The organism is Streptomyces hundungensis (assembly GCF_003627815.1).
Taxonomy (GTDB): Bacteria; Actinomycetota; Actinomycetes; order Streptomycetales; family Streptomycetaceae; genus Streptomyces; species Streptomyces hundungensis_A.
This window is the reverse complement of sequence record NZ_CP032698.1, coordinates 1,805,819-1,832,651: the sequence shown is the minus strand read 5'-3', so window position 1 is coordinate 1,832,651 and position 26,833 is coordinate 1,805,819. Positions and strand designations below refer to the sequence as shown.

Genomic DNA, 26,833 nt, shown 5'->3' with positions numbered 1-26,833 from the left:
CGTTACGCTGCGGACGTTCGCCTACGGGAGGTATGCATGCGTCGTCCTGCTGTCCGCACCCTGTCCCTCCTCGCCGCGGCGGCCGCGGTGGCGGCCTCGGTCGCGGCGGCCCCGCCCACGACGGCGGCGCCACCCGGCCGCACCCCCGCCAAGGTGCCCGAGGCCGTCGGCTACGGGGGAGCGGTCTCCAGCGTGGACGCCGACGCGTCCGCCGCCGGGATCGAAGTCCTGCGCGAGGGCGGCAACGCGGTGGACGCGGCCGTCGCCACCGCCGCGGCCCTCGGCGTCACCGAGCCGTACTCCTCGGGCATCGGAGGAGGCGGCTACTTCGTCTACTACGACGCGGCGTCCCGCTCCGTGCACACCCTCGACGGACGCGAGACCGCGCCCGCCTCCGCCACGTCCTCGCTCTTCCTGGAGAACGGCAAGCCGCTGCCCTTCGCGGACGCGGTGACCAGCGGCCTCGGCGTCGGCACCCCCGGGACCCCGGCCACCTGGGACCGCGCCCTGCACGCCTGGGGCAGCAAGTCGCTCGGGACGCTCCTGAAGCCCGCGGAACGCATCGCGCGCGACGGGTTCACCGTGGACGACACCTTCCGCTCGCAGACCAAGGACAACCAGGCCCGGTTCGCGGACTTCCCCGACACCGCCAAACTGTTCCTGCCGGGCGGCCGGCTGCCCGTGGTCGGCTCCACCTTCAAGAACCCCGAACTGGCCCGCACCTACCAGGAGTTGGGCCGCAAGGGCGTCGGCGCACTCTACCGGGGCGACATCGGCGCGGACATCGTCCGCACCGTCCGCAAGCCGCCCGTCGATCCGGCCTCGACCCGGAAGGTGCGCCCCGGCGACCTGACCGAGAAGGACCTGCGCGCCTACGAGGCGACGTTCCGGGCGCCCACCAAGGTCGGCTACCGGGGTCTCGACGTCTACGGCATGGCCCCCTCCAGCTCCGGCGGCACCACCGTCGGCGAGGCGCTCAACATCCTGGAGCGCACCGATCTGTCGAAGGCCTCGGACGTCCAGTACCTCCACCACTACATCGAGGCGAGCCGGATCGCGTTCGCCGACCGGGGCCGCTGGGTCGGCGACCCGGCCTTCGAGAAGGTGCCCACCAAGGGGCTGCTCTCGCAGCGCTTCGCCGACTCCCGGGCCTGCCTCATCAAGGACGACGCCGTCCTCACCAGCCCCCTCGCGCCCGGCGACCCGAGCCGTCCCGCGCCGTGCGGCACCTCCGGTGTGGCGTCCCCGACCACGTACGAGGGTGACAACACCACCCATCTGACGGTCGCCGACAAGTGGGGCAACGTCGTCGCGTACACCCTCACCATCGAGCAGACCGGCGGCAGCGCCATCACCGTGCCCGGCCGGGGCTTCCTGCTCAACAACGAACTCACCGACTTCTCCTTCGCCCCGGCCAACCCGGCCGTCCACGACCCGAACCTGCCGGGCCCCGGCAAGCGGCCCCGCTCCTCCATCTCGCCGACGATCGTGCTCGACCGGCACGGCAAGCCGGTGCTCGCGCTCGGCTCGCCGGGCGGCGCGACCATCATCACCACCGTCCTGCAAACCCTCACCAACCACCTGGACCGGGGCCTGCCGCTGGTCGACGCCATCGCGGCGCCGCGTGCCAGCCAGCGCAACGCGGCCCGCACCGAGCTCGAACCCGCCCTCTACGACAGCGTGTTGAGGGGCCGTCTGGAAGCGCTCGGGCACTCCTTCTCGCTGAACCCGGAGATCGGGGCGGCGACCGGGGTGCAGCGCCTGCCCGACGGGCGCTGGCTCGCGGCGGCCGAGACGGTGCGGCGCGGCGGCGGCTCCGCACTCGTGGTCCATCCGAGTGGAAAGCGCTGACCCCGGCCGAAGTCGCCGGTGAGGCCCGTGGCCCCGTCCTGAACGGGCGGGAGCCACGGGCCTCTTGCCGTTCACGGGCCCCGAGCGGCCCCGTCGAAGGGCGCGACGGCACGCACAACGGGTAAGGACACGATTCCTGACGGAAGGGTCCTTCACGTTGCGCACCAGAACGCTCGCCCTGTCGACCGCCTTCGGCGCCGCGCTGCTCACCGCGGCCGCACTGCCCGCCACCGCCCGCGACGGACTCGTCGCCGCGCCACCCGCCCGGGCGGACGAGGGACCGGTCCGCGCGGCCGAACTCCTCGCCAAGGTGACGTCGTGTTCCCAGGTCTCCCGCGGCAAGTTCAGGACCGACCCCGGCGCGGCGGCCACCGTCCCCGTGTGCGGCCTGAACGGCGCCGTGTTCTGGAAGGCCGACCTGGACGTCGACTGCGACGGCCAGCCCACGGCGGCCTGCAACAACAAGACGGACCCCTGGTTCCAGCCCGACACCCGCTTCCACCAGGCGAACGACAAGCCCCTCAACGCGGAGAAGGTGCCCTATGTGGTGGTCCCGGGTGCCGGTTCGCTCTGGGACTACGGCTCGGCGGGCGTCACCGGCGGCACGGTCGTCGCGGTGGTCTACGACAACAAGGTCGAGTACGCCGTCGTCGGTGACACCGGCCCCAGCACCACGATCGGCGAGGCCTCCTACGCCACCGCCAAGGCGCTCGGCATGAACCCCGACCCCCGGACGGGCGGCGCCGAATCCGGCGTCACCTACATCCTGTTCCAGCACTCGCAGGCCACGCCCATCGAGAGCCACGGCGCCGCCGCGACCCTGGGCCAGGCGCTGGCCCAGGAGTTCCTGGCCGACAACTGAGCGGGCCCGCGTTCCGGCGCGCGCCCGGTCAGGGGAGGGTGAGCACGCGGGGCCCCGCGTCGGTGACGGCGACCGTGTGCTCGGCGTGGGCGGCGCGTGCCCCGCTCAGCGTGCGCAGGGTCCACCCGTCGGCCGCCGGGTAGTAGCCGTCGCTCCCGTCGCCGATCACCATCGGTTCGATCGCGAGCACCATGCCGTGCCGCAGCACCATGCCGCGCCCGGCCCGCCCCTCGTTGGGCACGCCGGGATCCTCGTGCATGTCCCGGCCGATGCCGTGACCGGCGAACCCGTCCGGAATGCCGTACCCCGCCGACCGGCACACCGTGCCGATCGCGTGCGCGATGTCGCCGATGCGGCCGCCGACGACCGCCGCCGCGATCCCGGCGTCCAGTGCGCGGAACGCCGTCTCCACGAGCCGTACGTCCTCGGGCCGGGCGCGGCCGACGGTGAAGCTGATCGCCGAGTCCCCGGCCCAGCCGTCGAGGATCGCCCCGTAGTCCACGCTGACCAGGTCGCCGTCGCGCAGCCGGTAGTCGTCCGGGATGCCGTGCACGATCGCGTCGTTGACGGATACGCAGGCGGTGGCGGGAAAGGGAACGGGTGCGAAGTCGGGGTGGTAGTCGAGGAACGGCGAGGTGGCGCCCGCCTTGAACAGGACGTCGCGGGCCGCGGCGTCGAGCGCGCGGAGCTCCACGCCCACCCCGGCCGCGTTCCGCGCGGCCGCCAGGGCATGGGCGACCACGCGCCCGGCCTCCCGCATGGCGTCCATCTGGGTATCGCTCTTGATCTTGACCATTCCCATTACTATACCGGTATTTGAATGGGGTCGAGCCGGGGGGCGGGAAAGGGGCCCATGGGGACCGCGAACCGGGCCGGGCGGCACCGACGGGGGTGCCGCGCCGGACGCCGGGGCTAGGGCCTGTCCGGCGGATCTTGTCTGGGACGCGGGGGCCTGGCACGCCCATCTGCCGCGTTGTCGTCGGTTGCCGATGCTCCGCATCGTCGCCCTCCTCCGCCTTGCAGCTGGACGCACCAGGCCCCCGCTCACCAGGACGGAGAAGCCGAGCCCTGCGGGAGGCGACCAGATCCGCCGGACAGACCCTAGAATCGCCGCATGGTCCGCACCCCCCTCACCCCCGCCGAGCGTGAACGTGGCGAGCGGCTCGGCCGGTTGCTCCGCTCGGCGCGAGGACAGCGCAGCATGACGGAGATCGCGGCCGCGGCGGGCCTCTCCGCCGAGACCCTCCGCAAGATCGAGACGGGTCGCGCGCCGACCCCCGCGTTCTTCACCGTGGCCGCCCTCGCCTCCGTCCTCGGCCTGTCGATGGACGAGATCGTGACCGACTGCGCGCCGCCTCCCGCGGTCGCCGCGTGAGCCCCGCGCCGACGCGTACGCCCCGCCGGGCCGCGCGGGTCGTGGTGCGGGACGCGCAAGGAGCCGTCTTCCTGCTGCGATACGACAACGAAGAGGTCGGCCCGCACTGGGCGATGCCCGGCGGCGGCCTCGACCCGGGGGAGTCCCCGCGCGAGGGCGCTCTGCGCGAGCTGCGCGAGGAGACCGGCTGGACCGACCTGGAACCCGGCCCGCTGCTGTGCACCTGGACCCACGACTTCACGCGCGCAGGGGTGCCGGTCCGCCAGTTCGAGCACATCTACCTCGCCGACGCCCCGGGCCCCGTACGCGAGCTCGGCCCCGACGTCGCGGACCAGCATCGCGCGGACCGCATCCTCGGCTGGCGCTGGTGGACCCCCGAGGAGCTGCGGCACACGGACGAGCAGATCTGGCCGCCCCAACTGCACGCCCTGCTCGACGCCTGGTCGCCCGGCGATCCACCCGCCGAGCTCGGCCACGTGCCCCTCAAGGGCCTGCCCGACACCGTCGGCTGACCGTCCCGACCCCGCGGCTGCCTGTTCGGCGCAACAGATCATGCGCGCACCCGGACCGGGGGCGAGCGTGGGGCGGCGGCGGAGTTCCACGCCCGCTACCAGCTGGGCGAGCCGGCGCCGAGCTGGCTGTGCGGCGGCAGGATCGAGCGGTCCCTGGGCCCGGACGTCGAGGTGCTGCTCAACCACCTCCAGAACCGGCTGCACCTGGCGCTGCCCGCGACGCGCAACCTGGCCGAACAACAGCGGCCGGGCGGCACCGACGACCTCTTCGTCGCCTGGGAGACGCTGACCCACGCGCAGAATCCCGGCGCACCCGTGTGATTCGGACGTACTCAACAGAATGTTGAAGAAGGGTGATTGAGGCGAGGGTCGGGCTGGGCATGGTCGAGAGCAATGGACACGACCAGCCGCACCCGGCCCGACGACCGCCGAGGGCGGCCCACCGCCGCCGCCTTCTTCGACGTGGAGGGCACCCTGCTCGCCGCGCCGGACCTGGCGGCGGCCACCGGGCCGCTGGGCCGGCTCTGGCACCCACCGGTCCTCGCGGCGCTGCACGGCCACGCGGCGCTCGGGCACCTGGTCGTCCTGGTGGCCAGGGCGGGCGCCACCGAGCTCGCGCCGATAACCCGCGACCTCGCGCCCGACGCCGTGCTCTGCTCCCGGCCGGAGGCCCCCATGATCGGCCAGGGCAAGGGGTACGCGGCCCGCGCCCTGCTGCGCGAGTGCGGCATACTCGCCGCCCGCTGCTACGCCTACGCGGACGAGGCGGCGGACCTGCCGCTGCTCGCCGAGGTCGGCCACCCCGTGGTGGTCGGCGACGACCCGGTGCTGCTGCGCCACGCCCGGCGCGGCAACTGGCGTCGGCTCCCGGCGCCGAGCGCCGAACGCAAGTGACGCGCCGTCAGGTCCCGGGCTCCGTCCACCCCCGGTTGACCTGTGGCGCCGCGATTGGCCCCGCCGAAGGTGCGATGGTCTTGCCACGGTGCGTAACGCGCCTTACGGTCTCATCCACACACGGATCTACGCGTGTGGATTTGGCTGGCTGACGACCCGTCGAAGGAGCAGCTCATGGCCAATGTCGTGCGCGCCGCACTGGTTCAGGCGACCTGGACCGGCGACACCGAATCCATGATCGCCAAGCATGAGGAACACGCCCGCGAGGCGGCCCGCCGGGGCGCGAAGATCATCGGCTTCCAGGAAGTCTTCAACGCCCCCTACTTCTGCCAGGTGCAGGAACCCGAGCACTACCGCTGGGCCGAACCCGTCCCCGACGGCCCCACCGTCACCCGGATGAGGGAACTCGCCCGCGAGACCGGGATGGTCATCGTCGTCCCCGTCTTCGAGATCGAGGACGAGGGCTTCTACTACAACACCGCGGCCGTCATCGACGCCGACGGCAGCTACCTCGGCAAGTACCGCAAGCACCACATCCCCCAGGTCAAGGGCTTCTGGGAGAAGTACTACTTCAAACCGGGCAACCTCGGCTGGCCGGTCTTCGACACGGCCGTCGGCAAGGTCGGCGTCTACATCTGCTACGACCGCCACTTCCCCGAGGGCTGGCGCCAACTCGGCCTCAACGGAGCCCAGTTGGTCTACAACCCCTCGGCCACCTCGCGCGGCCTCTCGGGCTACCTGTGGCAGCTCGAACAGCCTGCATCGGCGGTCGCCAACGAGTACTTCATCGCCGCCATCAACCGCGTCGGCCGCGAGGAGTACGGCGACAACGACTTCTACGGCACCAGCTACTTCGTCGACCCGCGCGGCCAGTTCGTCGGCGAGACGGCCAGCGACAAGGAGGAGGAACTCCTCGTACGCGACCTGGACTTCGGGCTCATCGAGGAAGTCCGCAAACAGTGGGCGTTCTACCGCGACCGCCGCCCCGACGCCTACGAAGGCCTGGTGAAGCCGTGACCCGCCCCCTGTACGACCGCCACCGGGCCGTCCTGCCCGACTGGCTCGCGCTCTACTACCGCCGGCCCCTGGAGATCACCCACGGCGAGGGCCGCCACGTCTGGGACGCCGAAGGAAACAAGTACCTCGACTTCTTCGGCGGCATCCTCACCACGATGACCGCCCACGCCCTGCCCGAGGTCACCAAGGCCGTCGCCGAACAGGCCGGCCGGATCATCCACTCCTCGACGCTCTACCTCAACCGGCAGATGGTCGAACTCGCCGAGCGCATCGCCCAGTTGTCGGGCATCCCCGACGCCCGGGTCTTCTTCACCACCTCCGGCACCGAGGCCAACGACACCGCCCTGCTGCTCGCCACCGCGTACCGCAACTCCAACCAGATCCTCGCGATGCGCAACAGCTACCACGGCCGCTCCTTCAGCGCGGTCGGCATCACCGGCAACCACGCCTGGTCCCCGACCAGCCTCTCACCGCTCCAGACCCTGTACGTCCACGGCGGCGTCCGCTCCCGCGGCCCCTACGCACACCTCGGTGACAGCCAGTTCATCGAGGCCTGCGTCGCCGACCTCGAAGACCTGCTCGGCCACACCCGTAACGTGGCCGCGCTGATCGCCGAGCCCATCCAGGGCGTCGGCGGCTTCACCTCGCCGCCGGACGGCCTGTACGCCGCGTTCCGCGAGGTCCTGAACCGGCACGGCATCCTGTGGATCTCCGACGAGGTGCAGACCGGCTGGGGCCGCACCGGCGACCACTTCTGGGGCTGGCAGGCACACGCCCGCAGCGGCCCGCCCGACCTGCTCACCTTCGCCAAGGGCATCGGCAACGGCATGTCCATCGGGGGCGTCGTCGCCCGCGCCGAGGTCATGAACTGCCTGGACGGCAACTCCATTTCGACCTTCGGCGGCTCCCCGGTCACCATGGCGGCGGGCCTCGCCAACCTCGGCTACCTCCTCGAACACGACCTCCAGGGCAACGCCCGGCGCGTCGGTGGACTGCTCATCGAGCGACTGCGGGCGATCGGCGCCCAGCTCCCCCTCGTCCGCGAGGTGCGCGGCCGGGGTCTGATGGCCGGCATCGAACTGGTCGAGCCGGGCACCGACCGGGCCAACCCCGAGGCCGCCGCCGCGGTCCTCGAAGCGGCGCGTGAGGGCGGCCTGCTCCTCGGCAAGGGCGGCGGCCACGACACCAGCGTGCTGCGCATCGCGCCACCCCTCACCCTCACCGTCGCCGAAGCCGAAGAGGGCGCGGCGATCCTCGAACGCGCCCTGCACAGCGTGTAGTTGGTGCAGCCAGGCACGAGCAGCCCAGCCCTGAGCAGCCCAGCCCTGAGCAGCCCAGACAGGTGTATGTGTACGTGTCCGTGTACGAAAGGGAGCTCCACCGATGAGTACCCGCACTCTCATCCGCGGCGGCCTGGTCATCACCGCCGCCGACGAGACCCACGCCGACGTACTGATCGAGGACGGCCGGATCGCGGCCATCGCGGCCCACGGTTCGAGCGTGGCCCAGGGCTGGACCGCGGACCGGGTCCTCGACGCCACCGACCGCTACGTCATCCCGGGCGGCGTCGACGCCCACACCCATATGGAACTGCCCTTCGGCGGCACCTTCGCCTCCGACACCTTCGAGACCGGCACCCGCGCCGCGGCCTGGGGCGGCACCACCACCATCGTGGACTTCGCCGTGCAGCCGCGGGGCCAGGCGCTGCGCGCCGGGCTCGACGCCTGGTTCGCCAAGGCCGACGGCCGGTGCGCCATCGACTACGGCTTCCACATGATCCTCTCCGACGTCAACGAGGGCTCCCTCAAGGAGATGGACCGGCTCGTCGAGGAGGGCATCACCTCCTTCAAGCTCTTCATGGCGTACCCCGGGGTCTTCTACAGCGACGACGGCCAGATCCTGCGCGCCATGCAGCGCTCCGCCGACAACGGCGGGCTGATCATGATGCACGCCGAGAACGGCATCGCCATCGACGTCCTGGTCGAGCAGGCGCTCGCGCGCGGCCAGAGCGACCCCCGCTACCACGGCGAGGTCCGCAAGGCGCTCCTGGAGGCGGAGGCCACCCACCGCGCGATCCAGCTGGCCCGCGTCGCGGGCGCCCCGCTCTACGTCGTGCACGTCTCCGCCGAGGAGGCCCTCGCCGAAATCGCCACCGCCCGCGACAAGGGGCTCCCCGTCTTCGGCGAGACCTGCCCGCAGTATCTGTTCCTGTCCACCGACAACCTCGCCGAGCCCGGCTTCGAGGGCGCCAAGTACGTCTGCTCAACTCCCTTGCGCCCCAAGGAACATCAGGCCGCGCTGTGGCGGGGCCTGCGCACCAATGACCTCCAGGTGGTCTCCACCGACCACTGCCCGTTCTGCTTCACGGGCCAGAAGGAGCTGGGCCGGGGCGACTTCTCCAAGATTCCCAACGGGCTGCCCGGCGTCGAGAACCGGATGGACCTGTTGCACCAGGCGGTCGTCGACGGCCACATCTCGCGCCGCCGCTGGATCGAGATCGCCTGCGCCACACCGGCCCGGATGTTCGGCCTCTACCCGCAGAAGGGCACCATCGCGCCCGGCGCCGACGCGGACGTCGTCATCTACGACCCGCACGCCGAGCAGACCGTCTCCGCCGAGACGCACCACATGAACGTCGACTACTCGGCGTACGAGGGCAAGCGGCTGACCGGGCAGGTCGAGAGCGTGCTCTCACGCGGTGAGACGGTCATCGACCGGCGGACGTACACCGGCCGGGCCGGGCACGGCTGCTACGTCCCGCGCGCCACCTGTCAGTACCTCGGCTAGGAGCCCCGCACCATGGACTTCGGACTCGTCCTCCAGACCGACCCGCCGGCCGCGCAGGTCATCAGCCTCATGAAGCGTGCCGAACGCAACGGCTTCCGCTACGGCTGGACCTTCGACTCGGCGGTGCTCTGGCAGGAACCCTTCGTGATCTACAGCCAGATCCTGGCCAACACCCGCCGTCTGACCGTCGGCCCGATGGTGACCAACCCCGGCACCCGCACCTGGGAGGTCACCGCCTCCACCTTCGCCACCCTCAACGACATGTACGGCAACCGCACGGTGTGCGGCATCGGACGCGGCGACTCCGCGATGCGGGTGGCGGGCCGCAAACCCAACACCCTGGCCCGCCTCGGCGAGGCGATCGGCGTCATCCGCGACCTGGCCGAGGGCAGGGAGGCCGACGTCGACGGGCAGCGACTCAGGCTGCCCTGGGTCAAGGACGGCCAACTGCCCGTCTGGATGGCGGCATACGGGCCCAAGGCGCTCGCGCTGGCGGGCGAGAAGGCGGACGGTTTCATCCTCCAGCTCGCCGATCCGTTCCTGACGGAATGGATGGTCAAGGCGGTCCGCAAGGCGGCGGCCGACGCGGGCCGCGATCCCGAGGCGATCACGATCTGCGTGGCCGCGCCCGCCTATGTCGGCGACGACCTCGCCCACGCGCGCGAGCAGTGCCGCTGGTTCGGCGGCATGGTCGGCAACCACGTCGCCGATCTGGTGTCCCGTTACGGCGAGCACTCCGGGCTCGTGCCCGAGTCGCTCACCGCGTACATCAAGCAGCGGCAGGGGTACGACTACAGCCACCACGGGCGGGCCGACAACCCCGACACCACCTTCGTGCCCGACGACATCGTCGACCGCTTCTGTCTGCTGGGGCCGCCGCGGGCGCACATCGACAAGTTGAAGGCGCTGCGTGAGTTGGGGGTTGACCAGTTCGCGGTGTACGCGATGCATGACGCCCGGGAGGCCGTCATCGACGCGTACGGCGAGCAGATCATCCCGGCCCTGCGCTGACCCCCTGGGGCCCTTTTTGCCCACCCACCCACCCGTGCAGCGGGTTGGTCGGTTCCGGCCCCCCCTGGGGCTCCGCCCCAGACCCCGGGCACCTTACCCACCCACCCGCCCGTAGGCGCAGGGTTGGATGGCCCGGGCCCCCTGGGGCTCCGCCCCAGACCCCGTTCGCGCCTGAAGGGCGCTCGTCCTCAATCGCCGGACGGGCTGAGGTGGCCGATGCGGGCCAGCACCGAGCAGTTAGGGGCGCGGGGAACTGCGCGACCAGCCACCAGCGGCCCGCAGACGAAAGCGGGTTTTCAGGGGCGCGAGGAACTGCGCGAGAAGCGACCACGGCCCGCGGACGAACACGGGCTTTGGGGGCGCGGGGAACTGCGCAAAAGCGACTACGGCCCGCACATGACCGGGGGTTAGGGGCGCGGGGAACTGCGCGAGAAGCGACCACGGTCCGCACATGACCGGGGGTTTTGGGGGCGCGGGGAACTGCGCGAGGGCGCCGGGTGCGGCGCTAGGGGACTCGGGCCGTCCAGCCCTCCGTGCTGAACTTCGTCGCCACCAGCTCCCGCGCCCGGGCCATCTCCTCGTCCGTGACCCGGCCGACGGACAGCCCGTACCGGGACCGGAAGGACGCGATCATCCGCTCGATCACGGCTTCCCGGGACAACCCGGTCTGCCGCCGCAGCGGATCCACGCGCTTCTTCGCACTCCGGGTGCCCTTGTCGGACAGCTTCTCCTTGCCGATGCGCAGGACGTCCAGCATCTTGTCCGCGTCGATGTCGTACGCCATCGTCACGTGGTGCAGCACCGCGCCGTCGTCCGCGACGATCCGCTTCTGGGCGGCGCCCGCGATCTTCCCGGCCTCGGTGGCGATGTCGTTGAGGGGCTGGTACCAGGCCTTGACGCCCAGGTCGCCGAGCGCGCCCAGCACCCAGTCGTCGAGGTAGGCGTAGCTGTCCGCGAAGGACAGGCCCTGCACCAGGGCGTCGGGCACGGACAGCGAGTACGTGATGGTGTTGCCCGGCTCGATGAACATCGCGCCGCCGCCGGAGATCCGCCGTACGACCGTGATGCCGTGCCGTTCGGCGCCCTCCGGGTCGACCTCGTTGCGCAGCGACTGGAAGCTGCCGATGACGACGGCGGGCGCTCCCCACTCCCACACCCGCAGCGTCGGCGGCCGCCGCCCGGCCGCGACCTCGGCGGTGATGACCTCGTCCAGCGCCATGTGCAGCGCGGGCGACTGCGGCGGCTCGTGGATCAGCTGCCAGTCGTAGTCGTTCCAGTCGGTGGCGTGCGCCAGCGCCCGGCGCACCGCGATCGCCACGCCCTCCGAGCTCAGCCCGTAGAAGGTGGTGCCCGGCGGGAGCGCGGCGTCGATGCGCGCCGCGAGCTGGGCCGCGCCGGTGTCGGCGGGGGCGCCTTCGAGCGCGCCGTTGATCGCGAGGATCGCCTCGTCGGGTTCGAGGAAGAAGTCGCCCGCGACCGTCACGTCCCGCAGGACTCCGTCGCGCGGGTCGAGATCGACGACCACGAGCTTGCCGCCGGGAACCTTGTATTCGCCGTGCACCGTTGTGCCTCCACATGTCTGCCTTGCGGTCCAACGGTAAAGCGCTGGGCGCCATTCCCGGCCTGGCCCGGCCCGGCCGCCCCGGATGGCCCGGATGGCGCGCCGCCCGCCGGGACCGTCGTGACGGGCCGCTCGCCCGTTGTCAGTGCCGCGTGTTTTCCTGGACGCATGATCGACGAAGCTTTTCTCGCAGGTGACCTGACGGCAGTGCAGGAGGCGGTCCGCAAGGCGGCCGCCGCCGAGATCATGCCGCGATTCCGGCAGCTCGCGGCGCACGAGATCGTCGAGAAGAACGGCCCGCACGACCTGGTGACGGTCGCCGACCGGCTCGCCGAGGAGCATCTGGCCGCTTCCCTCACCGCGATACTTCCGGGCTCGGTCGTCGTCGGCGAGGAGTCCGTGCACGCCGACCCGGCGGTGTACGACGCGTTGCGTGGTGACGCGCCGGTATGGATCGTCGACCCCGTGGACGGCACCCGCCAGTTCGTCCGCGGCGAGGCCGGCTTCTGCACGCTGGTGGCCCTCGCCCACCGGGGCGAGCTGCTGGCCTCGTGGACGTACGCCCCCGTGCTCGACGAGATGGCCGTGGCGATACGGGGCCGGGGCGCCACCCTCAACGGCCGGGCGCTGCACGCCGGTTCACCGGAACCCGGCGCCGTCCTCGACGTGGCCACGTCCCACCCGGACTACACGACGCCCGAGCAGAAGCGGGCCCTGCTGGGCCTGCGCACCGAGGGAGTCCGGCCGCGGCCGTGCGGCTCGGCCGGCCTGGAATACCTGGCGGTGGCCCGCGGCGAGCTGGACGGCGTCGCCTTCTCCTGGGAGTACGCCTGGGACCACGCGGCAGGGCTGCTCCTGGTCACCGAGGCGGGCGGCGCGCACACCACCGTCGCGGGGGAGCCGTTCCGCATCGCCGGGGGCAACGCCCTGCCGTTCACCGCGGCGCGCGACGCGGCGACGGCGGAGCGCATACGAAGCCTCCTCGCGGGCGGCTGAGACCGCCCGCGGCCGGGTGCGGGTCGGCACCCCCGGGGGGCCCGGGGGGCCGGAGACCCCCGGCCGCAGCCCCGCCCCGCACCCGTCAGCGCAGCGCCTCCCGTACCTCGCTCACCAACGCGGCGGCGGCCCCGGCCGCCCCGACCGCGTCGGTGCCGAGGCCGGTCAGGGCCGTCGACACCCGCCGCGCGAAGTCCGGCGGGGCGGCGGGCAGGGTCGCCGCCGAGGCCAGGGCGCCCTTCTCGTTGAGCAGCCAGCGGCGGTCATGGGCGTGCAGTGACTGGGTGAGGATGCCGAACGCCCGGGACAGGCAGAGCGCGCCGTGCAGCGTGTCCCCGGCGCCGGCCGACTTGCGGGCGACCTCGACGGAGAACTCCGCCTCCCACGACGCGGCGATCAGCGCCGCCCGCAACGGCTCGGGGTAGCGCCGGGTCGCCTCCTGAAGTGCCGTCAACTCCCTTGCGGGATCGGCCAGTACGCGTCCGAGAGCGACCTCTCCGGGATAGGTCGGCGACCAGAAGCCGAGCGGGTGACCGGGTTGCACCCCGACGTCGTACCGGCCCTCCAGACAGCCCGCCCAGACGCTTTCGACCCGGTCCAGATCGCGCAGGATCCAGTCCACGGCGACGCCGTCGAGCGTGAGCCAGGCGCCGCCGTTCACCCAGGGCCCCCAGCCGCCGGGCCCCGCCACCTCCACCGGGGCGCCGGTGAGCTCCTCGGCCAGCCGGGCCAGGGCGGCGACGTCGAGTTCGCCGCGGTAGTAGACACCCAGATCCCAGTCGGAGTCCGGCCGATGCGTCCCCCGGGCGCGGCTGCCGCCGAGGGCGACGGCCACCACGCCCCGGACCTCGACGAGCCGCTCGGCGACGGCCGAGACGCGGTGGTGGCTGAAGGCGGAGTCCGCAGGCGAGTTCACCGGCCGGAGGCTACCCCCGGCCGCATTGTCGGTGCACCGGAATATCCTGGGGACCCTGGCCGTGGCGTGAGGAGTCCAAGGTGCCGTCGATGCTCGATGCCGTCGTCGTGGGGGCGGGCCCCAACGGGCTGACCGCCGCGGTCGAACTGGCCAGGAGGGGACTGCGGGTTGAGGTCTTCGAGGCCAAGGACACCGTGGGGGGCGGCGCCAGGACCGAGGAGCTCACCCTCCCCGGCTTCCGCCACGACCCGTGCTCCGCGGTCCACCCGCTGGGCATCGGCTCCCCCGCCTTCCGGAACATGCCGCTGGAGCGGTACGGCCTGGAGTGGCTGCACCCCGAGCTGCCGATGGCGCACCCCTTCGACGACGGCACGGCCGCCGTGCTGTCCCGCTCGGTCGCCGAGACCGCGGCGTCCTTCGGCGCGCGCGATGCCGGGACGTACCGCCGGCTGATGGCTCCCCTCCTCGGCACCTGGGACGTGTTGGCGCGGGACTTCATGTCGCTGCCGCTGACCGCCCTGCCGCGCGATCCCGTCGGCCTCGCCCGGTTCGGGGCCGTGGGCCTCCAGCCGTACAGCTGGCTGATGCGCCGTTTCCGGGACGACCGGGCGCGGGCCCTGATGGCCGGGCTCGTCGCCCATGTCATCGCCCCGCTGAACGGCGTGGCCACGGCCGGCGTCGGGATGCTCTTCGCCCTGGCCGCCCACGAGAACGGCTGGCCGCTGCCGCGCGGGGGCTCCCAGTCCATCTCCGACGCCCTCACCGGATATCTGCGCGACCTCGGCGGTGTCGTGCACACCGGGTTCGAGGTCAAGCGCCTGGACGATCTGCCGCCGGCCCGCACCTATCTCTTCGACACCTCGCCGACCGCCCTCGCCCGGATCGCGGGCCTGGGCCGCGCCTATGACGGCTACAAGTACGGCGCCGCCGTCTTCAAGATCGACTACGCCCTGGACGGGCCCGTGCCATGGACCGCCGAGGAGGCGAAAGCGGCCGGCACCGTGCAGATCGGGCCCTCCAGCCGTGACATCGCCACCGCCCTGAGCCAGGCCTCCGGCGGCACGGCCCCGCGGACGCCCTTCCTCATCACCGCCCAGCCGAGCCTCGTCGACCCGTCCCGCGCGCCCGAGGGCAAGCAGGTCTTCTGGGCGTACGGGCACGTCCCCAACGGATGGGAGGGGGACTTCACGGACGCCATCGAGCGGCAGATCGAACGGTTCGCGCCCGGCTTCCGTGACCGGGTGCTGGCGCGGGCGGCGGCCGGCCCGCCCCAACTCGCCGCGCGCAACGCCAATTACGTCGGCGGCGACATCGCCTGCGGCGCCGCCCGGGGTCTGCAACTGCTGCTCCGCCCCAAGATCTCCCTGTTCCCGTACGCGACCCGGCACCCCTCGGTGTTCCTGTGCTCATCGGCCGCCTGGCCGGGCCCGGGCGTGCACGGCATGTCCGGCCACAACGCGGCGAAGGCCGTGTGGCGCGCCCTGCGCAAGGCCGACGCGCGATGACGGCGCGCCCCGTCGACATCGTGCTGGTCCGCGGTGACATCACCGAACAGCGGGTGGACGTCATCGTCAACGCGGCGAATTCCTCGCTGCTCGGAGGCGGCGGGGTGGACGGCGCGATCCACCGGCGCGGCGGCCCCGCCATCCTGGAGGAGTGCCGCAGGCTGCGGGCCTCGCACTACGGAAAGGGCCTGGCGACGGGCCAGGCGGTCGCCACCAGCGCCGGGCGGCTGCACGCGGGCCATGTGATCCACACCGTGGGCCCCGTGTGGTCCGGGGACGAGGACCGGTCCGCGCTGCTGACCTCCTGCTACCAGCGGTCCCTCGCGCTCGCCCGCGAACTGGGCGCCGAGACCGTCGCCTTCCCGGCGATCTCGACGGGCGTCTACGGCTGGCCGCTGGACAGCGGCGCGGACCTCGCGGTCGCGGCGGCCCGCGCGTATGCCGGCCCGCCGCTGAGGGAGGTTCGCTTCGTGCTCTTCGAGGCGGCGGCGTACGAGGCCTTCGACCGGGCCCTGCGGGGCTAGGCGGCGCCGGTGCCGGTGCCGGGCACATTCGCTCGCCCGGGCCGCTTTGCTCGGCCCCCTCGGGGTGGCCCCGGCCCCCTGTTCGCCCTTGCACCGCGGACCGTGCGTGGCCGGCCGCGCAGTTCCCCGCGCCCCTTGAGGGCGTCGTTCGTCCCGGCGCCGATAGCTGAGGATCCCCCCGGTTCGCCTCTTGCCGCGGACCGTGCATGGCTGGTCGCGCAGTTCCCCGCGCCCCTTGAGGGCGTCGTTCGTCCCGGCGCCGGTAGCTGAGGATCCCCCCGGTTCGCCTCTTGCCGCGGACCGTGCGTGGCTGGTCGCGCAGTTCCCCGCGCCCCTTCAGGGCACCGCCCCGACCAGCATGCCCTCCCAGGGGCGCGAGGAACTGCGCGAGCAACCCCGCACGGTCTGTCGACGAAGGCGGGCCGGCACCCTCCCAGGGGCGCGGGGAACTGCGCGAGCAACCCCGCACGGTCTGTCGACGGAAGGCGGCCGCCACCCTCCCAGGGGCGCGAGGAACTGCGCAAGCGACCACGCGCGAGACCGTGGATCCGGGTTCATGGCCCGCCGGGCGCAGGGCCGGGGCGCGGCCCGTCGACCGCGCGGCCGGGGCCGGGGGTCAGGGGATGCCCGGTCGCGGGAGGCCCATGTCGGATTCTCGCCAGCGGATGCGCCCACCGTGCCCGATCCTGAACACATGGCCCCCGTCGCCCCCGCCCCCATGCACACCGACACCGAGCGCTGCGTACGCGCCGTCCAGTCCAAGGACGCCCGTTTCGACGGCTGGTTCTTCACCGCCGTCCTGACCACCCGTATCTACTGCCGGCCCAGCTGCCCGGTCGTGCCGCCGAAGGTCGAGAACATGACCTTCTACCCGAGCGCGGCCGCCTGCCAGCAGGCCGGATTCCGGGCCTGCAAGCGATGCCGCCCCGACACCACGCCCGGCTCGCCGGAGTGGAACGCCCGCGCCGACAGCGTGGCCCGCGCCATGCGGCTGATCAGGGACGGGGTCGTCGACCGCGAGGGCGTGCCCGGCCTCGCCGCTCGACTCGGCTACAGCGCCCGCCAGATCGAACGCCAACTGCTCGCCGAGCTGGGCGCGGGGCCCCTCGCCCTGGCCAGGGCACAGCGCGCCCAGACCGCGCGGCTGCTGATCGAGACGACTCCGCTGCCGATGGCCGAGGTCGCCTTCGCGGCCGGCTTCTCCTCGATCCGTACCTTCAACGACACCGTCCGTGAGGTGTTCGCGCTCGCCCCGAGCGAACTGCGGACCCGCGCCGCGCGGGGCGTCGCCCGCCAGACACCGGGCGCGATCACCCTGCGCCTGCCGTTCCGGGCCCCGCTGACCCCGGACAACCTCTTCGGCCACCTCGCCGCGACCGGCGTGCCCGGGGTCGAGGAGTGGCGGGACGGCTCGTTCCGCCGCACCCTGTCCCTCCCGTACGGGCACGGCATCGCGGAGCTCACCCCGCAGCCCGAGCACATCGGTTGCGTCCTGCGCCTCACCGATCTGCGGGACCTGACGATCGCCATCAGCCGGTGCCGCTGGATGCTCGACCTGGACGCGGACCCGGTCGCCGTGGACGACCGGCTGCGGGCCGATCCGTTGCTCGCGCCCCTGGTCGACAAGGCGCCGGGCCGGCGGGTGCCGCGCACGGTCGACGCGGAGGAGTTCGCGGTGCGGGCGGTGCTGGGACAGCAGGTGTCGACGGCCGCCGCCCGCACCCACGCGGCGCGGCTCGTCGTCGCGCACGGCCAGGCCATCGACGATCCGACGGGCGGCCTCACCCATCTCTTCCCGACGCCGGACCGGCTCGCCGAGCTCGACCCGCAGAACCTGGCGCTGCCGCGCAGCCGTCGCACCACACTGACCACGCTCGTCGCCGCTCTCGCCGACGGCACCCTCCGACTCGGCCTCGACAGCGACTGGGACCGGGCCCGCGCCCAGCTCATGGAGCTGCCCGGCTTCGGGCCCTGGACCGTCGAGGCGATCGCGATGCGAGCCCTTGGCGACCCGGACGCCTTCCTGCCCACCGACCTCGGCATGCGCCGGGCCGCCCAGAACCTCGGGCTGCCGTCCACCCCCGCCGCGCTCACCGCACGTGCCGCCGCCTGGCGGCCCTGGCGGGCCTACGCCGTCCAGTACCTGTGGGCCACCGAAGCCCACGCCATCAACCACCTTCCCGCATAAGGGAGTTCAGCCGTGCGCATCACGCACACCGTCATCGACAGCCCCTACGGCCCGCTCACCCTCGTCGCCGCCGACGGCGTCCTGAGCCGTCTCTATATGGAGGGCCAACGCCACCGCCCCCCGCAGGAGACCTTCGGCGAACGTGACGACGACGGCCCCTTCCCCGAGGTCGCCCGTCAGCTGGAGGCGTACTTCACCGGTCAACTCACCGCGTTCGACGTGGACTTGAACATGCTGGGCACCCCCTTCCAGCAGCGCGTCTGGCACCAGCTCCAGCAGATCCCGTACGGCGAGACCCGTTCCTACGGCGAACTCGCCGAGGCCCTGGGCAACCCCAACGCCTCCCGCGCGGTGGGCCTGGCCAACGGCAAGAACCCGGTCGGCATCATCGTGCCCTGCCACCGCGTCATCGGTGCCAACGGCAGCCTCACCGGCTACGGCGGCGGCCTCGACCGCAAGCAGCGCCTGTTGGCGTTCGAGCGGGGGCGGACGGCGGACGTGCTGTTCTAGCCGCGGCGTTCTAGGGCAGGGCACGTAGGAGTCGGGGCAGCGCGGTGCCGATCGGCTCGCGGATCACCTCGTCGGCGAGCGGGTCGTAGGGGGTCGGGTCGGCGTTCACGATGATCAGGCGTGCGCCACCGTCCGCCGCGATCCCGGCGAGCGACGCGGCGGGCTGGACCTGAAGAGTGGTGCCGACCGCGATGAAGAGGTGGCACGCCTTCGCGATCGCCATCGCCTGGCTCAGTACCTCGGGGTCGAGGCGCTCACCGAACATGACCGTCGCCGACTTGAGGATGCCTCCGCAGACCGTGCACGGCGGGTCCGCCTCGCCCGCCGTCACCCGCGCCAGCGCCTCGGCCATCGAGGACCGGGCGTGACAGCGGGTGCAGGTCACCGCCCGTGCGGTGCCGTGGAGTTCGAGCACCTTGCGCTCGGAAAGGCCGGCCCGCTGGTGCAGTCCGTCGACGTTCTGGGTGATCACCCGCACCGGCACTCCGGACCGTTCGAGCTCGGCGACCGCCCGGTGCGCGGCGTTCGGCTCGGCCTTCAGGGCCGGGCTGTCGCGGCGCATCAGCCAGGACCGGCGGCGGATCTCCGGATCGGCCATGTACGAGGAGTACGTCACCAGCTTCTCGGCCTCGGGGTCGCGCCGCCACAGGCCGTTGGGGCCCCGGTAGTCGGGGATGCCGGAATCGGTGGAGATCCCGGCACCGGAGAGAATCGCGACGAGTGGCTTGCCCATGTCGGCGAGCGTAGGCGGCCGCCCGGCGGGTCGGCGAACGCATTACGACGCGCCCCTTCCCGGGCTCCCCGGGTGCGCGCCCTGCCCCCGGGTGCGCGCCCCCTGGGTGCCCGCCCCGCCCCGTTATCTTCTTCGCGGTCCTGCAAGAGGGCCGCTGGCCTCCGGGCCCGGCATGACTGTTGCCCCCTGTCGAACGGATGACCTGGGGGGTGGTGTCACCGGGCCCGGGAGGTGCCGTCGGAGACGCTGATGAGAGGTCCGGCCACCACCCGGTCCGGCGCAATGCCGGACAGCTCGCGGGCGGCAGGTCTGCATAACGTGGATGCGCGCGTACGACACCACTGCCAAGGCCGGCACGTTCAACTCTGCTGGAAGGGCACGATGTTCGACACCGAAGACGTAGGCGTGTTCCTCGGCCTGGACGTCGGCAAGACCGCTCATCACGGCCATGGGCTCACCCCGGCCGGGAAGAAGGTCTTCGACAAGCCGATGCCCAACAGCGAGCCGAAACTGCGGGCCGTCTTCGACAAGCTGACCGCGAAGTTCGGCACCGTCCTGGTGATCGTGGACCAGCCCGCCTCCATCGGAGCCCTCCCGCTGACCGTGGCCCGGGACGCGGGCTGCAAGGTCGCCTACCTGCCCGGACTCGCGATGCGCCGCATCGCCGACCTCTACCCGGGCGAGGCCAAGACCGACGCGAAGGACGCCGCGGTGATCGCGGACGCCGCCCGCACCATGCCGCACACGCTGCGCTCTCTGGAGCTGACCGACGAGATCACCGCCGAACTCACCGTCCTGACCGGCTTCGACCAGGACCTCGCCGCCGAGGCAACCCGCACCTCCAACCGGATACGCGGCCTGCTCACCCAGTTCCACCCCTCGCTGGAACGCGTCCTCGGCCCCCGCCTGGACCACCCCGCCGTCACCTGGCTGCTGGAACGCTACGGCTCCCCGGCCGCCCTGCGGAAAGCCGGCCGCCGCAGACTCGTCGAACTCATCCGGCCCAAGGCCCCGCGCATGGCTACCCGGCTGGTCGACGACGTCTTCGACGCCCTGGACGAACAGACCGTGGTCGTTCCCGGCACCGGCACCCTCGACACGGTCGTGCCCTCCCTGGCCCGATCGCTCGCGGCGGTCCACGAACAACGCCGGGCCCTGGAAGCCCAGATCAAAGCCCTGCTGGAGGACCACCCTCTTTCCAAGGTCCTGACCTCGATGCCAGGGGTCGCGGTCAGGACCGCCGCAGTTCTGCTGGTCACCGTCGGCGACGGCACCAGCTTCCCCACCGCCGCCCACCTGGCCTCCTACGCCGGCCTCGCCCCGACAACGAAGTCCTCGGGGACCTCGATCCACGGCGAACACGCACCACGAGGCGGAAACCGGCAGCTCAAACGCGCAATGTTCCTGTCCGCGTTCGCAGCCCTGCACGATCCCGCCTCCCGCACCTACTACGACAAATGCCGGGCCCGGGGAAAGACCCACACCCAGGCCCTGCTCCGCCTCGCCCGCCACCGCATCAGCGTCCTGTTCGCCATGCTCCGCGACGGCACCTTCTACGAACCACGCGTCCCTGAAGCAGCCGTCGCATGACCAGCTCAGGCTTGACGAAGGACATAGAGGCACCCCCCGGTGCGCGCTCAGCCCACCCGGTGTCCGTTCTCCAGTTCCGCCGTGCCCTGTCCCTGGGCCAGGACGTCCAGGGCGGCCATCACGCGGTGGCCCAGGGCGCCCGGCAGGTGGGTGGGGAGTTCCTCGCGGGGGACCAGGCGCCAGGAGAGGAGTTCCTCCTCCTGGAGGCGGATCGACTTCAGGAGGCTGTCGTCGAGGACGCCGCCGTCGTAGACGTAGGCGACGATGGGCGGACGGGCTTCGCCGTGCACCCAGTCCACCGCGAGGAGCCGCCCCAACTCCACGTCGAGGCCGATCTCTTCGAGCGTTTCGCGGCGGGCCGCCCGGCGCGGGGTCTCGGCGGTGTCGGACTCCACGGTCCCGCCGGGCAGCGCCCAGCCCTCGCGGTAGTTGGGCTCGACGAGCAGCACCTTGCCCCCGGCGTCCCGGAACAGCGCGGCGGCTCCCGCGAGTACCCGGGGGAGTCCGGCGATGTAGGCGGTGTAGGCGTTGTCGGGCGCTGGGGAGTGGTCGGTCGTCATGGAATGAAGGGTAGAGGGCCAGGTCGGATGGTGTCGGGACGGGCGAGGGGTGCGGCCTCTTCAGGGCTGCGGCGTCCCCGAACTCTCGTCACCCGTACGGGACTTGGCGGCCCGCCGCAGCCGGTGGTGGCGGGCGGCGCCCTGCTCGGTGATCGCGTCCCCGACCATCGTCCGTACCGCGTCGCGCAGTCCGTGCAGCGCGCCGTGGCGGGAGGGCCCCGCGCCCGGGTCCTCGCGCAGTTCCTTGACCAGCGACCAGCACAGGCCGAGCATCACCACGACGAAGGGGAGCGCGACCAGGATCGTCGCCGTCTGGAGGGACTTGAGGCCGCCCGCCACGAGCAGCACCGCCGCGACCGCCGCCATCAGGACGCCCCACATCACCACCAGCCAGGTCGGCGGATGCAGCGAACCGCGGCTGGTGAGCGAGCCCATCACCAGCGAGGCCGAGTCGGCGCTGGTGATGAAGTACGTCATCACCAGCGCCATCGCGATGTACGAGGTGACCGTGCCGATCGGCAGCGCGTCCAGCGTCGCGAAGAGCGAGGCCTCGGCGCCGTCCCGCACCGCCCCGGCGAGGTCGGCGGCGCCGGTGGAGGCGAGCCGGATCGCCGTGCCGCCCATGACGCAGAACCAGATCACCGTCGCGCCGCTCGGCACCAGGAGCACCCCGATGAGGAACTCGCGGATCGTGCGTCCGCGAGAGATGCGGGCGATGAAGGTGCCCACGAACGGCGCCCACGAAAGCCACCAGGCCCAGTAGAAGACGGTCCAGGCACCCAGCCACGCGCGATCGGTGAACGCCCCCGTGCGGCTGGCCATCGGCAGCAGATCGTGCAGATAGCCGCCGATCGAGGCCGGGATGGTGTCCAGGACGTAGACGGTCGGGCCGAGCAGGAACACGAAGACCATCAGCACCGCGGCGAGCACGAGGTTGATGGTGGACAGCCACTTCACGCCCTTGTGCAGCCCGGAGAACGCGGAGAGCACGAAGGCCGCCGACAGCGCGGCGATGATGACGAGTTGGGTCGTCCGCGAGTTGTGGACGCCCGAGGTGATGTCCAGGCCCTCGGCGACCTGGAGGGCGCCCAGGCCCAGGCTGGTCGCGGTGCCGAAGACGGTCGCGAAGACGGCGAGCAGATCGATGCACCGGCCGACCCTGCCGTCCGCCCGGCGCGCGCCGATCAGGGGCACGAAGGCGGAGGACAGCCGGTTGCCGCGCTGCTTGCGAAAGCCCGCGTACGCCAGGGCGAGCCCCGCGATGCCGTAGATCGCCCAGGGGGTGAGCGTCCAGTGGAAGAAGGAGTACTCCAGGGCGGTGCGCGCGGCGTCGCCCGAGCCCGGCTGCGCACCGGTCGCCGGGGGCGGGCTGAGGAAGTGCGTGAGCGGTTCGCCGACCCCGTAGAACATGAGGCCGATCCCCATGCCGGCGCTGAACATCATGGCGATCCAGGCCAGATTGGTGAACTCCGGCTCGGAGTCGTCCGCGCCCAGCCTGATCCGCCCGTACCGGCTGACGGCCAGGACCAGACAGAGCACCAGGAAGGTGTCGGCGGCGACCACGAACAGCCAGGCGAAGTTGTCGAGCACCCAGGCCAGCGCGGTCGACGAGGCGCTGTCGAAGGAGCTCTTGCCCCACGCGGCCCAGGCGACAACCGCCACCACCGCGAGCACGCCGACGGTGATCAGGGTGCGGTCGGGGGCGGGGTCGAGGTCCGGTCGCACGTCGTCGGGCGGGGCACCGGAGCCGGAATGATCGATCGAATCGCTGGTCATGGCGCCCCACTATGGTGGTGGATGTACGCATTTTCCCGGGTGGCACGCCGTCGGTGCCGCCCAGGCGGCTATGGGCAGGCGCGCGCCGGGCGGATAGGGTCGGAGGCGGCGCGACTGCCTGTTCGAAAGCAAGGGATGGCAAGTGACGGACGGCGCAGTTTTGGAGACCGCCCGCGTACTCGTAGCGGCGGACAAGTTCAAGGGCTCGCTCACGGCCGTAGAGGTCGCGGAGCGGGTGACGGCCGGGCTGCGGCGGGTCGTCCCGGATCTGCGGGTCGAGACCCTGCCGGTCGCCGATGGCGGCGACGGCACGGTGGCGGCCGCGGTGGCGGCCGGTTTCGAGCGCCGCGAGGCACGGGTCACGGGTCCGCTCGGCACCCCGGTGACCGCGGCGTACGCGGTACGCGACGGCGTGGCCGTGGTCGAGATGGCGGAGGCCTCCGGGCTCCAGCACCTTCCCGAGGGCGTCTTCGCGGCGCTCACCGCGACCACGTACGGCTCCGGTGAGCTGCTGCTCGCCGCGCTCGACGCGGGAGCGCGCACCATCGTGTTCGGCGTCGGCGGCAGCGCGACGACCGACGGCGGCGCCGGCATGCTGGCCGCGCTCGGCGCCCGCTTCCTGGACGGAGCGGGTGAGCCCGTCGGCCCCGGTGGCGGCGCGCTCGCCGACCTCGCGACGGCCGACTTCTCGGGTCTCGACGCCCGCTTCAAGGACGTGGAACTCGTCCTCGCCAGCGATGTCGACAACCCGCTGACCGGTCCGAAGGGCGCCCCCGCGATCTACGGCCCGCAGAAGGGTGCCTCGCCCGAGGACGTGGCGACCCTGGACGCGGCCCTGGCCCACTACGCCAAGGTCCTCGAAGGCGTGCTCGGCGCGAAGGCCGCCGAGGCCGCGCTCGCCCCGGGCGCCGGTGCGGCCGGCGGCATCGGCTATGGCGCGCTGGTCGCGCTGGACGCCGTCTTCCGTCCCGGCATCGAGGTCATGCTCGACGTACTCGGCTTCGCGCCCGCCCTGGCCGGCGCCACCCTGGTCATCACCGGCGAGGGCTCGCTCGACGAGCAGACCCTGCACGGCAAGGCCCCCGCGGGCGTCGCGGCGGCGGCCCGCGCGGCCGGCATCGAGGTCGTCGCCGTGTGCGGCCGCCTCCTGCTCCAGCCCGGACAGCTCGGCGAGGCCGGCATCCGCCGCGCCTACGCCTTGACCGAGCTGGAGCCCGACCCGGCCCGCTGCATGGCCAACGCGGGCCCCCTGCTGGAGCAGGCCGCGCAGAACATCGCGAGCGACTTCCTGCTGTAGCCCGCGCTCTCGCCCTCGGACGGCCTCCTTCGCTGCGCGCGAGGGGGGCCGTTTTGGTGTTCCCGGGGGTGGGGGGGGCGCTGCTTCGTGTTCGTGCGGGGCTGCGCGGAACGCGGTGCGGGTCTCAGGCGGGGGCCGGCCCGAGCCTGGTGTCCGGCTCCGCCGGGGGTGCAGGACAAGGCCCCTGGGGCTCCGCCCCAGACCCCGTTCGCGCCTTAAGGGCGCTCGTCCGCAATCGCCGGACAGGCTGAGGTGGCCGATGCGGCCCGGCACCGATCCTGCTAGGGGCGCGAGGAACTGCGCGCCCAGCCCGCCACGGTCCGCAGACAAGGCCCCTGGGGCTCCGCCCCAGACCCCGATCGCGCCTAAAGGGCGCTGAAGCTCGCGCCGTCCCGGCTTGATGTGTGCCCGGCCCCCGGCGCGATCCGAGGGTGAGGTGTGCCCGGCCTGGTGCGGCTCGCGCGTGATGTGTGCCCGGCCCCAGCGCTGCCCGCGCGCTATGCGTGCCCGGCCCCAGCGCTGCGCGCGCGAGGCGTGCCCCCTCGGTGTGGCCCGCGCGTGAGGCGTGCCCCGCGCCCGAGGTAGCGCAACGACTCCCGCCAGAAACATCTGGCGTGCACACTCCCAGCCCCATGTGAGACACTGGTGTCTCATTCGATACTGGAGTGTTCCATGACGTCGCCGCCCCTCGACCCCCGGCGCTGGGTCGTCCTCGCGATCCTTTCCGGCAGCCTGCTGCTGATCGCGATGGACACCACGATCCTCAACGTCGCCTTCCCTTCGCTGGTGAGCGACCTCCAGCCCAGCTCCGTACAGCAGCTGTGGATCATCGACGTCTACGCGCTCGCCCTCTCCGGCCTCCTCGTGACGGCCGGAGCGCTCGGCGACCGCTGGGGACGCAAGCGTCTGCTGCTCGCCGGATTCACGATCTTCGCGTCCGCCTCGCTGATGGCGGTCTTCGCGACCGAGGCCTGGCAGGTCATCGCCGCCCGCGCGCTGCTCGGCGTCGGGGGCGCGGCGATCATGCCGTCCACCTTGTCGATCCTGCGCGACGTCTTCACGGACGCCCGCGAGCGCGCCCTCGCCTACGCGGTGTGGGCGGCGGTCTTCGGCGGCGGCATGGCGCTCGGCCCGGTCGTCGGGGGACTGCTCGTCGAGCGGAACGGCTGGCAGTCCGCGTTCCTGATCAACGTTCCGGTCGCCCTGGTGATCATCGCCCTCGGCGCGTGGATCCTGCCCGAGTCCCGACAGCCCCGCGAGGGCCGGTGGGACTGGTGGGGCGTGGGCCAGTCCGTCGTCGGCATGCTGGCGCTGGCCGGCGGCATCAAGCAGCTCGGCAAGGGCGGCCCCGCCGACCCGGTGGCCTGGATGCTGCTCGTGGTCGCCGCTGTCGCGCTGACCGTGTTCGTCCGCCGTCAGCTGCGGCTGCCCCAACCGCTGTTCCACGTCCGGCTGTTCACCAACCGGTCGTTCAGCATCGCCGCGGCGTCGATCTTCCTCGGAATGATCGCGCTCGGATCGGCGCTGTTCCTGGTCACGCAGTGGTTCCAGTACGCACAGGGCTACAGCCCCCTGGAGGCCGGAGTACGGCTGCTTCCGGCGCCACTCGGCCTGGTCGTCACCTCGCTGGTGACGCCGGTCCTGATGCACCGTCTGCCGATCCGGCACGTCATCGGCGGGGGCCTGCTCCTGATGACGGCGGGGCTCGCGCTGCCGTGGCTGTTCCAGCAGTCCGGGCCGCTCGGCTACCCCGGTGTCGCGGTGGCGCTCGGCGTACTGGGCTGCGGGGTCGGCGTGGCGACCACGGCGGCCTCCGTGACCCTGATGGCCTCCGCCCCCAAGGAGCACGTCAGCGGGGCGGCGGCGGTCGAGGAGACGTGCTACGAACTGGGCGCGGCGATGGGTGTCGCGATCCTCGGCAGTGTCGCGGGGGCGCTGTACCGCGGTCATCTGCCCGAGCTCGCCGTGGACGGTGCGGCGGCCGCGTCCGTACGGGACTCGGTCGGGGAGGCGGCGCATGTCGCCTCCGCGGTCGGGGGGCCGGCCGGGGCGGAGCTCCTGGCGAAGGCGTCGTCGGCCTTCACCTTCGGCATGACGCCGACGTTTATGCTCGCGGCGGTTCTGCCGTTGGCTGCGGCGGTGCTGGCGTGGTCGAAGATCCCCCGGGACCTCCGCCCCACGGAAACCTCCCACTGACCCCGTGAGGGCACTCGTCCTCAACCGCCGGACGGGCTGGGGTGGCCGTTGCGGGCCAGCACCGGTCCCGCCAGGGGCGCGGGGAACTGCGCGAGGAGAGGGCGGGGCTGCCTGGGGCTCCGCCCCAGACCCCGTGTCGCGCCTGAACGGCGCTCGTCCTCAATCGCCGGAC

Annotated in this window: 23 protein-coding genes and 1 pseudogene; 18 read left to right on the top strand and 6 right to left on the bottom strand. The window is 72.5% G+C overall.

The features are described 5' to 3' along the window. The first annotated feature begins 36 nt into the window (after positions 1–36). The gene (gene ggt / locus DWB77_RS08190; RefSeq protein ID WP_120720615.1) at positions 37–1,851 is read left to right on the top strand and encodes a gamma-glutamyltransferase; all 1,815 of its coding nucleotides are present in this window, start codon (positions 37–39) and stop codon (positions 1,849–1,851) included. 157 nt (positions 1,852–2,008) lie between these two features. Beyond that, entirely contained in the window at positions 2,009–2,713 is a 705-nt protein-coding gene (locus DWB77_RS08185; RefSeq protein WP_120720614.1) for a glycoside hydrolase family 75 protein, read from the top strand. 28 nt (positions 2,714–2,741) lie between these two features. Here DWB77_RS08185 and map read toward each other — a convergent pair whose 3' ends face one another. Next, positions 2,742–3,509, bottom strand: coding sequence for a type I methionyl aminopeptidase (map, locus tag DWB77_RS08180; RefSeq protein ID WP_120720613.1), 768 nt, complete (start codon positions 3,507–3,509; stop codon positions 2,742–2,744). A gap of 318 nt (positions 3,510–3,827) precedes the next feature. On the opposite strand from map, the gene DWB77_RS08175 reads away from it, so the two are divergent. The 8 genes and pseudogenes from DWB77_RS08175 (at position 3,828) to DWB77_RS08140 (ending at position 10,309) form a co-directional block, all read left to right on the top strand. Beyond that, entirely contained in the window at positions 3,828–4,088 is a 261-nt protein-coding gene (locus tag DWB77_RS08175; protein WP_120720612.1) for a helix-turn-helix domain-containing protein, read from the top strand. Beyond that, entirely contained in the window at positions 4,085–4,600 is a 516-nt protein-coding gene (locus tag DWB77_RS08170) for an NUDIX hydrolase (RefSeq protein WP_120720611.1), read from the top strand. Before DWB77_RS08175 ends, DWB77_RS08170 begins: the two co-directional genes overlap by 4 nt. 72 nt (positions 4,601–4,672) lie before the next feature. Then, positions 4,673–4,921 (top strand): annotated as a pseudogene (locus tag DWB77_RS38785) (alginate lyase family protein); the annotation flags it as partial. Between the two features lie 72 nt (positions 4,922–4,993). Continuing rightward, positions 4,994–5,494 (top strand): HAD family hydrolase, encoded by a 501-nt coding sequence (locus DWB77_RS08160; RefSeq protein ID WP_120720610.1) that lies wholly within the window; start codon positions 4,994–4,996, stop codon positions 5,492–5,494. 174 nt (positions 5,495–5,668) lie between these two features. Next, positions 5,669–6,511: a nitrilase-related carbon-nitrogen hydrolase gene (locus tag DWB77_RS08155; protein WP_120720609.1), complete on the top strand. Its 843-nt coding sequence runs from the start codon at positions 5,669–5,671 to the stop codon at positions 6,509–6,511. Next, positions 6,508–7,791 carry an aspartate aminotransferase family protein gene (locus tag DWB77_RS08150; protein WP_120720608.1) on the top strand — a complete coding sequence of 428 codons (1,284 nt, stop codon included), beginning with the start codon at positions 6,508–6,510 and terminating at the stop codon, positions 7,789–7,791. The genes DWB77_RS08155 and DWB77_RS08150 overlap by 4 nt, the downstream gene beginning before the upstream one ends. Positions 7,792–7,894: 103 nt before the next feature. Further along, a complete protein-coding gene (gene hydA, locus DWB77_RS08145; RefSeq protein WP_120720607.1) occupies positions 7,895–9,298 on the top strand; it encodes a dihydropyrimidinase in 1,404 nt (467 codons plus the stop codon). Positions 9,299–9,310: 12 nt separating this feature from the next. Next, positions 9,311–10,309, top strand: coding sequence for a TIGR03842 family LLM class F420-dependent oxidoreductase (locus DWB77_RS08140; protein WP_120720606.1), 999 nt, complete (start codon positions 9,311–9,313; stop codon positions 10,307–10,309). Between the two features lie 505 nt (positions 10,310–10,814). On the opposite strand, the gene DWB77_RS08135 is transcribed toward DWB77_RS08140, so the two are convergent. Continuing rightward, positions 10,815–11,870: a lipoate--protein ligase family protein gene (locus DWB77_RS08135; protein ID WP_120720605.1), complete on the bottom strand. Its 1,056-nt coding sequence runs from the start codon at positions 11,868–11,870 to the stop codon at positions 10,815–10,817. A 168-nt stretch (positions 11,871–12,038) separates the two neighbouring features. Between DWB77_RS08135 and DWB77_RS08130 the strand changes: the two genes are divergently transcribed. Further along, complete coding sequence (locus DWB77_RS08130; protein WP_120720604.1) at positions 12,039–12,866, top strand: inositol monophosphatase family protein; 828 nt, start codon at positions 12,039–12,041, stop codon at positions 12,864–12,866. 85 nt (positions 12,867–12,951) lie between these two features. Here the strand turns inward: DWB77_RS08130 and DWB77_RS08125 are convergent, their stop codons facing one another. Then, a complete protein-coding gene (locus DWB77_RS08125; protein ID WP_120720603.1) occupies positions 12,952–13,782 on the bottom strand; it encodes a nucleotidyltransferase domain-containing protein in 831 nt (276 codons plus the stop codon). An 80-nt stretch (positions 13,783–13,862) separates the two neighbouring features. Here DWB77_RS08125 and DWB77_RS08120 point away from each other — a divergent pair, with 80 nt between their 5' ends. The 4 genes from DWB77_RS08120 to DWB77_RS08105 all read left to right on the top strand — a co-directional run bounded on the left by DWB77_RS08120 (position 13,863) and on the right by DWB77_RS08105 (position 18,509). Continuing rightward, positions 13,863–15,287 (top strand): phytoene desaturase family protein, encoded by a 1,425-nt coding sequence (locus DWB77_RS08120; protein WP_174248521.1) that lies wholly within the window; start codon positions 13,863–13,865, stop codon positions 15,285–15,287. Continuing rightward, the gene (locus tag DWB77_RS08115) at positions 15,284–15,811 is read left to right on the top strand and encodes an O-acetyl-ADP-ribose deacetylase (protein ID WP_120720601.1); all 528 of its coding nucleotides are present in this window, start codon (positions 15,284–15,286) and stop codon (positions 15,809–15,811) included. Before DWB77_RS08120 ends, DWB77_RS08115 begins: the two co-directional genes overlap by 4 nt. 718 nt (positions 15,812–16,529) lie before the next feature. Continuing rightward, positions 16,530–17,999: a DNA-3-methyladenine glycosylase 2 family protein gene (locus DWB77_RS08110; RefSeq protein WP_120727517.1), complete on the top strand. Its 1,470-nt coding sequence runs from the start codon at positions 16,530–16,532 to the stop codon at positions 17,997–17,999. Positions 18,000–18,011: 12 nt separating this feature from the next. Further along, positions 18,012–18,509 (top strand): methylated-DNA--[protein]-cysteine S-methyltransferase, encoded by a 498-nt coding sequence (locus DWB77_RS08105; protein ID WP_120720600.1) that lies wholly within the window; start codon positions 18,012–18,014, stop codon positions 18,507–18,509. Positions 18,510–18,519: 10 nt separating this feature from the next. On the opposite strand, the gene DWB77_RS08100 is transcribed toward DWB77_RS08105, so the two are convergent. Further along, positions 18,520–19,242: an SIR2 family NAD-dependent protein deacylase gene (locus DWB77_RS08100; protein ID WP_120720599.1), complete on the bottom strand. Its 723-nt coding sequence runs from the start codon at positions 19,240–19,242 to the stop codon at positions 18,520–18,522. Positions 19,243–19,623: 381 nt separating this feature from the next. Between DWB77_RS08100 and DWB77_RS08095 the strand changes: the two genes are divergently transcribed. Further along, positions 19,624–20,832 carry an IS110 family transposase gene (locus DWB77_RS08095; protein WP_120720370.1) on the top strand — a complete coding sequence of 403 codons (1,209 nt, stop codon included), beginning with the start codon at positions 19,624–19,626 and terminating at the stop codon, positions 20,830–20,832. A 47-nt stretch (positions 20,833–20,879) separates the two neighbouring features. On the opposite strand, the gene DWB77_RS08090 is transcribed toward DWB77_RS08095, so the two are convergent. Further along, positions 20,880–21,392, bottom strand: coding sequence for an NUDIX domain-containing protein (locus DWB77_RS08090; RefSeq protein WP_120720598.1), 513 nt, complete (start codon positions 21,390–21,392; stop codon positions 20,880–20,882). Between the two features lie 60 nt (positions 21,393–21,452). Next, complete coding sequence (locus tag DWB77_RS08085) at positions 21,453–23,168, bottom strand: BCCT family transporter (protein ID WP_120720597.1); 1,716 nt, start codon at positions 23,166–23,168, stop codon at positions 21,453–21,455. A 142-nt stretch (positions 23,169–23,310) separates the two neighbouring features. Between DWB77_RS08085 and DWB77_RS08080 the strand changes: the two genes are divergently transcribed. Together DWB77_RS08080 and DWB77_RS08075 are read left to right on the top strand one after the other, a co-directional pair. After that, positions 23,311–24,465 carry a glycerate kinase gene (locus tag DWB77_RS08080; RefSeq protein WP_120720596.1) on the top strand — a complete coding sequence of 385 codons (1,155 nt, stop codon included), beginning with the start codon at positions 23,311–23,313 and terminating at the stop codon, positions 24,463–24,465. A 672-nt stretch (positions 24,466–25,137) separates the two neighbouring features. After that, entirely contained in the window at positions 25,138–26,661 is a 1,524-nt protein-coding gene (locus tag DWB77_RS08075) for an MFS transporter (RefSeq protein ID WP_120720595.1), read from the top strand. The last annotated feature ends 172 nt before the right edge of the window (positions 26,662–26,833 follow it).

Excerpts from the sequence above, each read along its gene's own strand:
- ggt (WP_120720615.1), top strand. The coding sequence starts at position 37 with ATGCGTCGTCCTGCTGTCCGCACCCTGTCCCTCCTCGCCGCGGCGGCC.
- map (WP_120720613.1), bottom strand. The coding sequence starts at position 3,509 with ATGGTCAAGATCAAGAGCGATACCCAGATGGACGCCATGCGGGAGGCC.
- DWB77_RS08175 (WP_120720612.1), top strand. The coding sequence starts at position 3,828 with ATGGTCCGCACCCCCCTCACCCCCGCCGAGCGTGAACGTGGCGAGCGG.
- DWB77_RS08160 (WP_120720610.1), top strand. The coding sequence starts at position 4,994 with ATGGACACGACCAGCCGCACCCGGCCCGACGACCGCCGAGGGCGGCCC.
- DWB77_RS08155 (WP_120720609.1), top strand. The coding sequence starts at position 5,669 with ATGGCCAATGTCGTGCGCGCCGCACTGGTTCAGGCGACCTGGACCGGC.
- hydA (WP_120720607.1), top strand. The coding sequence starts at position 7,895 with ATGAGTACCCGCACTCTCATCCGCGGCGGCCTGGTCATCACCGCCGCC.
- DWB77_RS08140 (WP_120720606.1), top strand. The coding sequence starts at position 9,311 with ATGGACTTCGGACTCGTCCTCCAGACCGACCCGCCGGCCGCGCAGGTC.
- DWB77_RS08130 (WP_120720604.1), top strand. The coding sequence starts at position 12,039 with ATGATCGACGAAGCTTTTCTCGCAGGTGACCTGACGGCAGTGCAGGAG.
- DWB77_RS08115 (WP_120720601.1), top strand. The coding sequence starts at position 15,284 with ATGACGGCGCGCCCCGTCGACATCGTGCTGGTCCGCGGTGACATCACC.
- DWB77_RS08110 (WP_120727517.1), top strand. The coding sequence starts at position 16,530 with ATGCACACCGACACCGAGCGCTGCGTACGCGCCGTCCAGTCCAAGGAC.
- DWB77_RS08100 (WP_120720599.1), bottom strand. The coding sequence starts at position 19,242 with ATGGGCAAGCCACTCGTCGCGATTCTCTCCGGTGCCGGGATCTCCACC.
- DWB77_RS08095 (WP_120720370.1), top strand. The coding sequence starts at position 19,624 with ATGTTCGACACCGAAGACGTAGGCGTGTTCCTCGGCCTGGACGTCGGC.
- DWB77_RS08090 (WP_120720598.1), bottom strand. The coding sequence starts at position 21,392 with ATGACGACCGACCACTCCCCAGCGCCCGACAACGCCTACACCGCCTAC.
- DWB77_RS08085 (WP_120720597.1), bottom strand. The coding sequence starts at position 23,168 with ATGACCAGCGATTCGATCGATCATTCCGGCTCCGGTGCCCCGCCCGAC.
- DWB77_RS08075 (WP_120720595.1), top strand. The coding sequence starts at position 25,138 with ATGACGTCGCCGCCCCTCGACCCCCGGCGCTGGGTCGTCCTCGCGATC.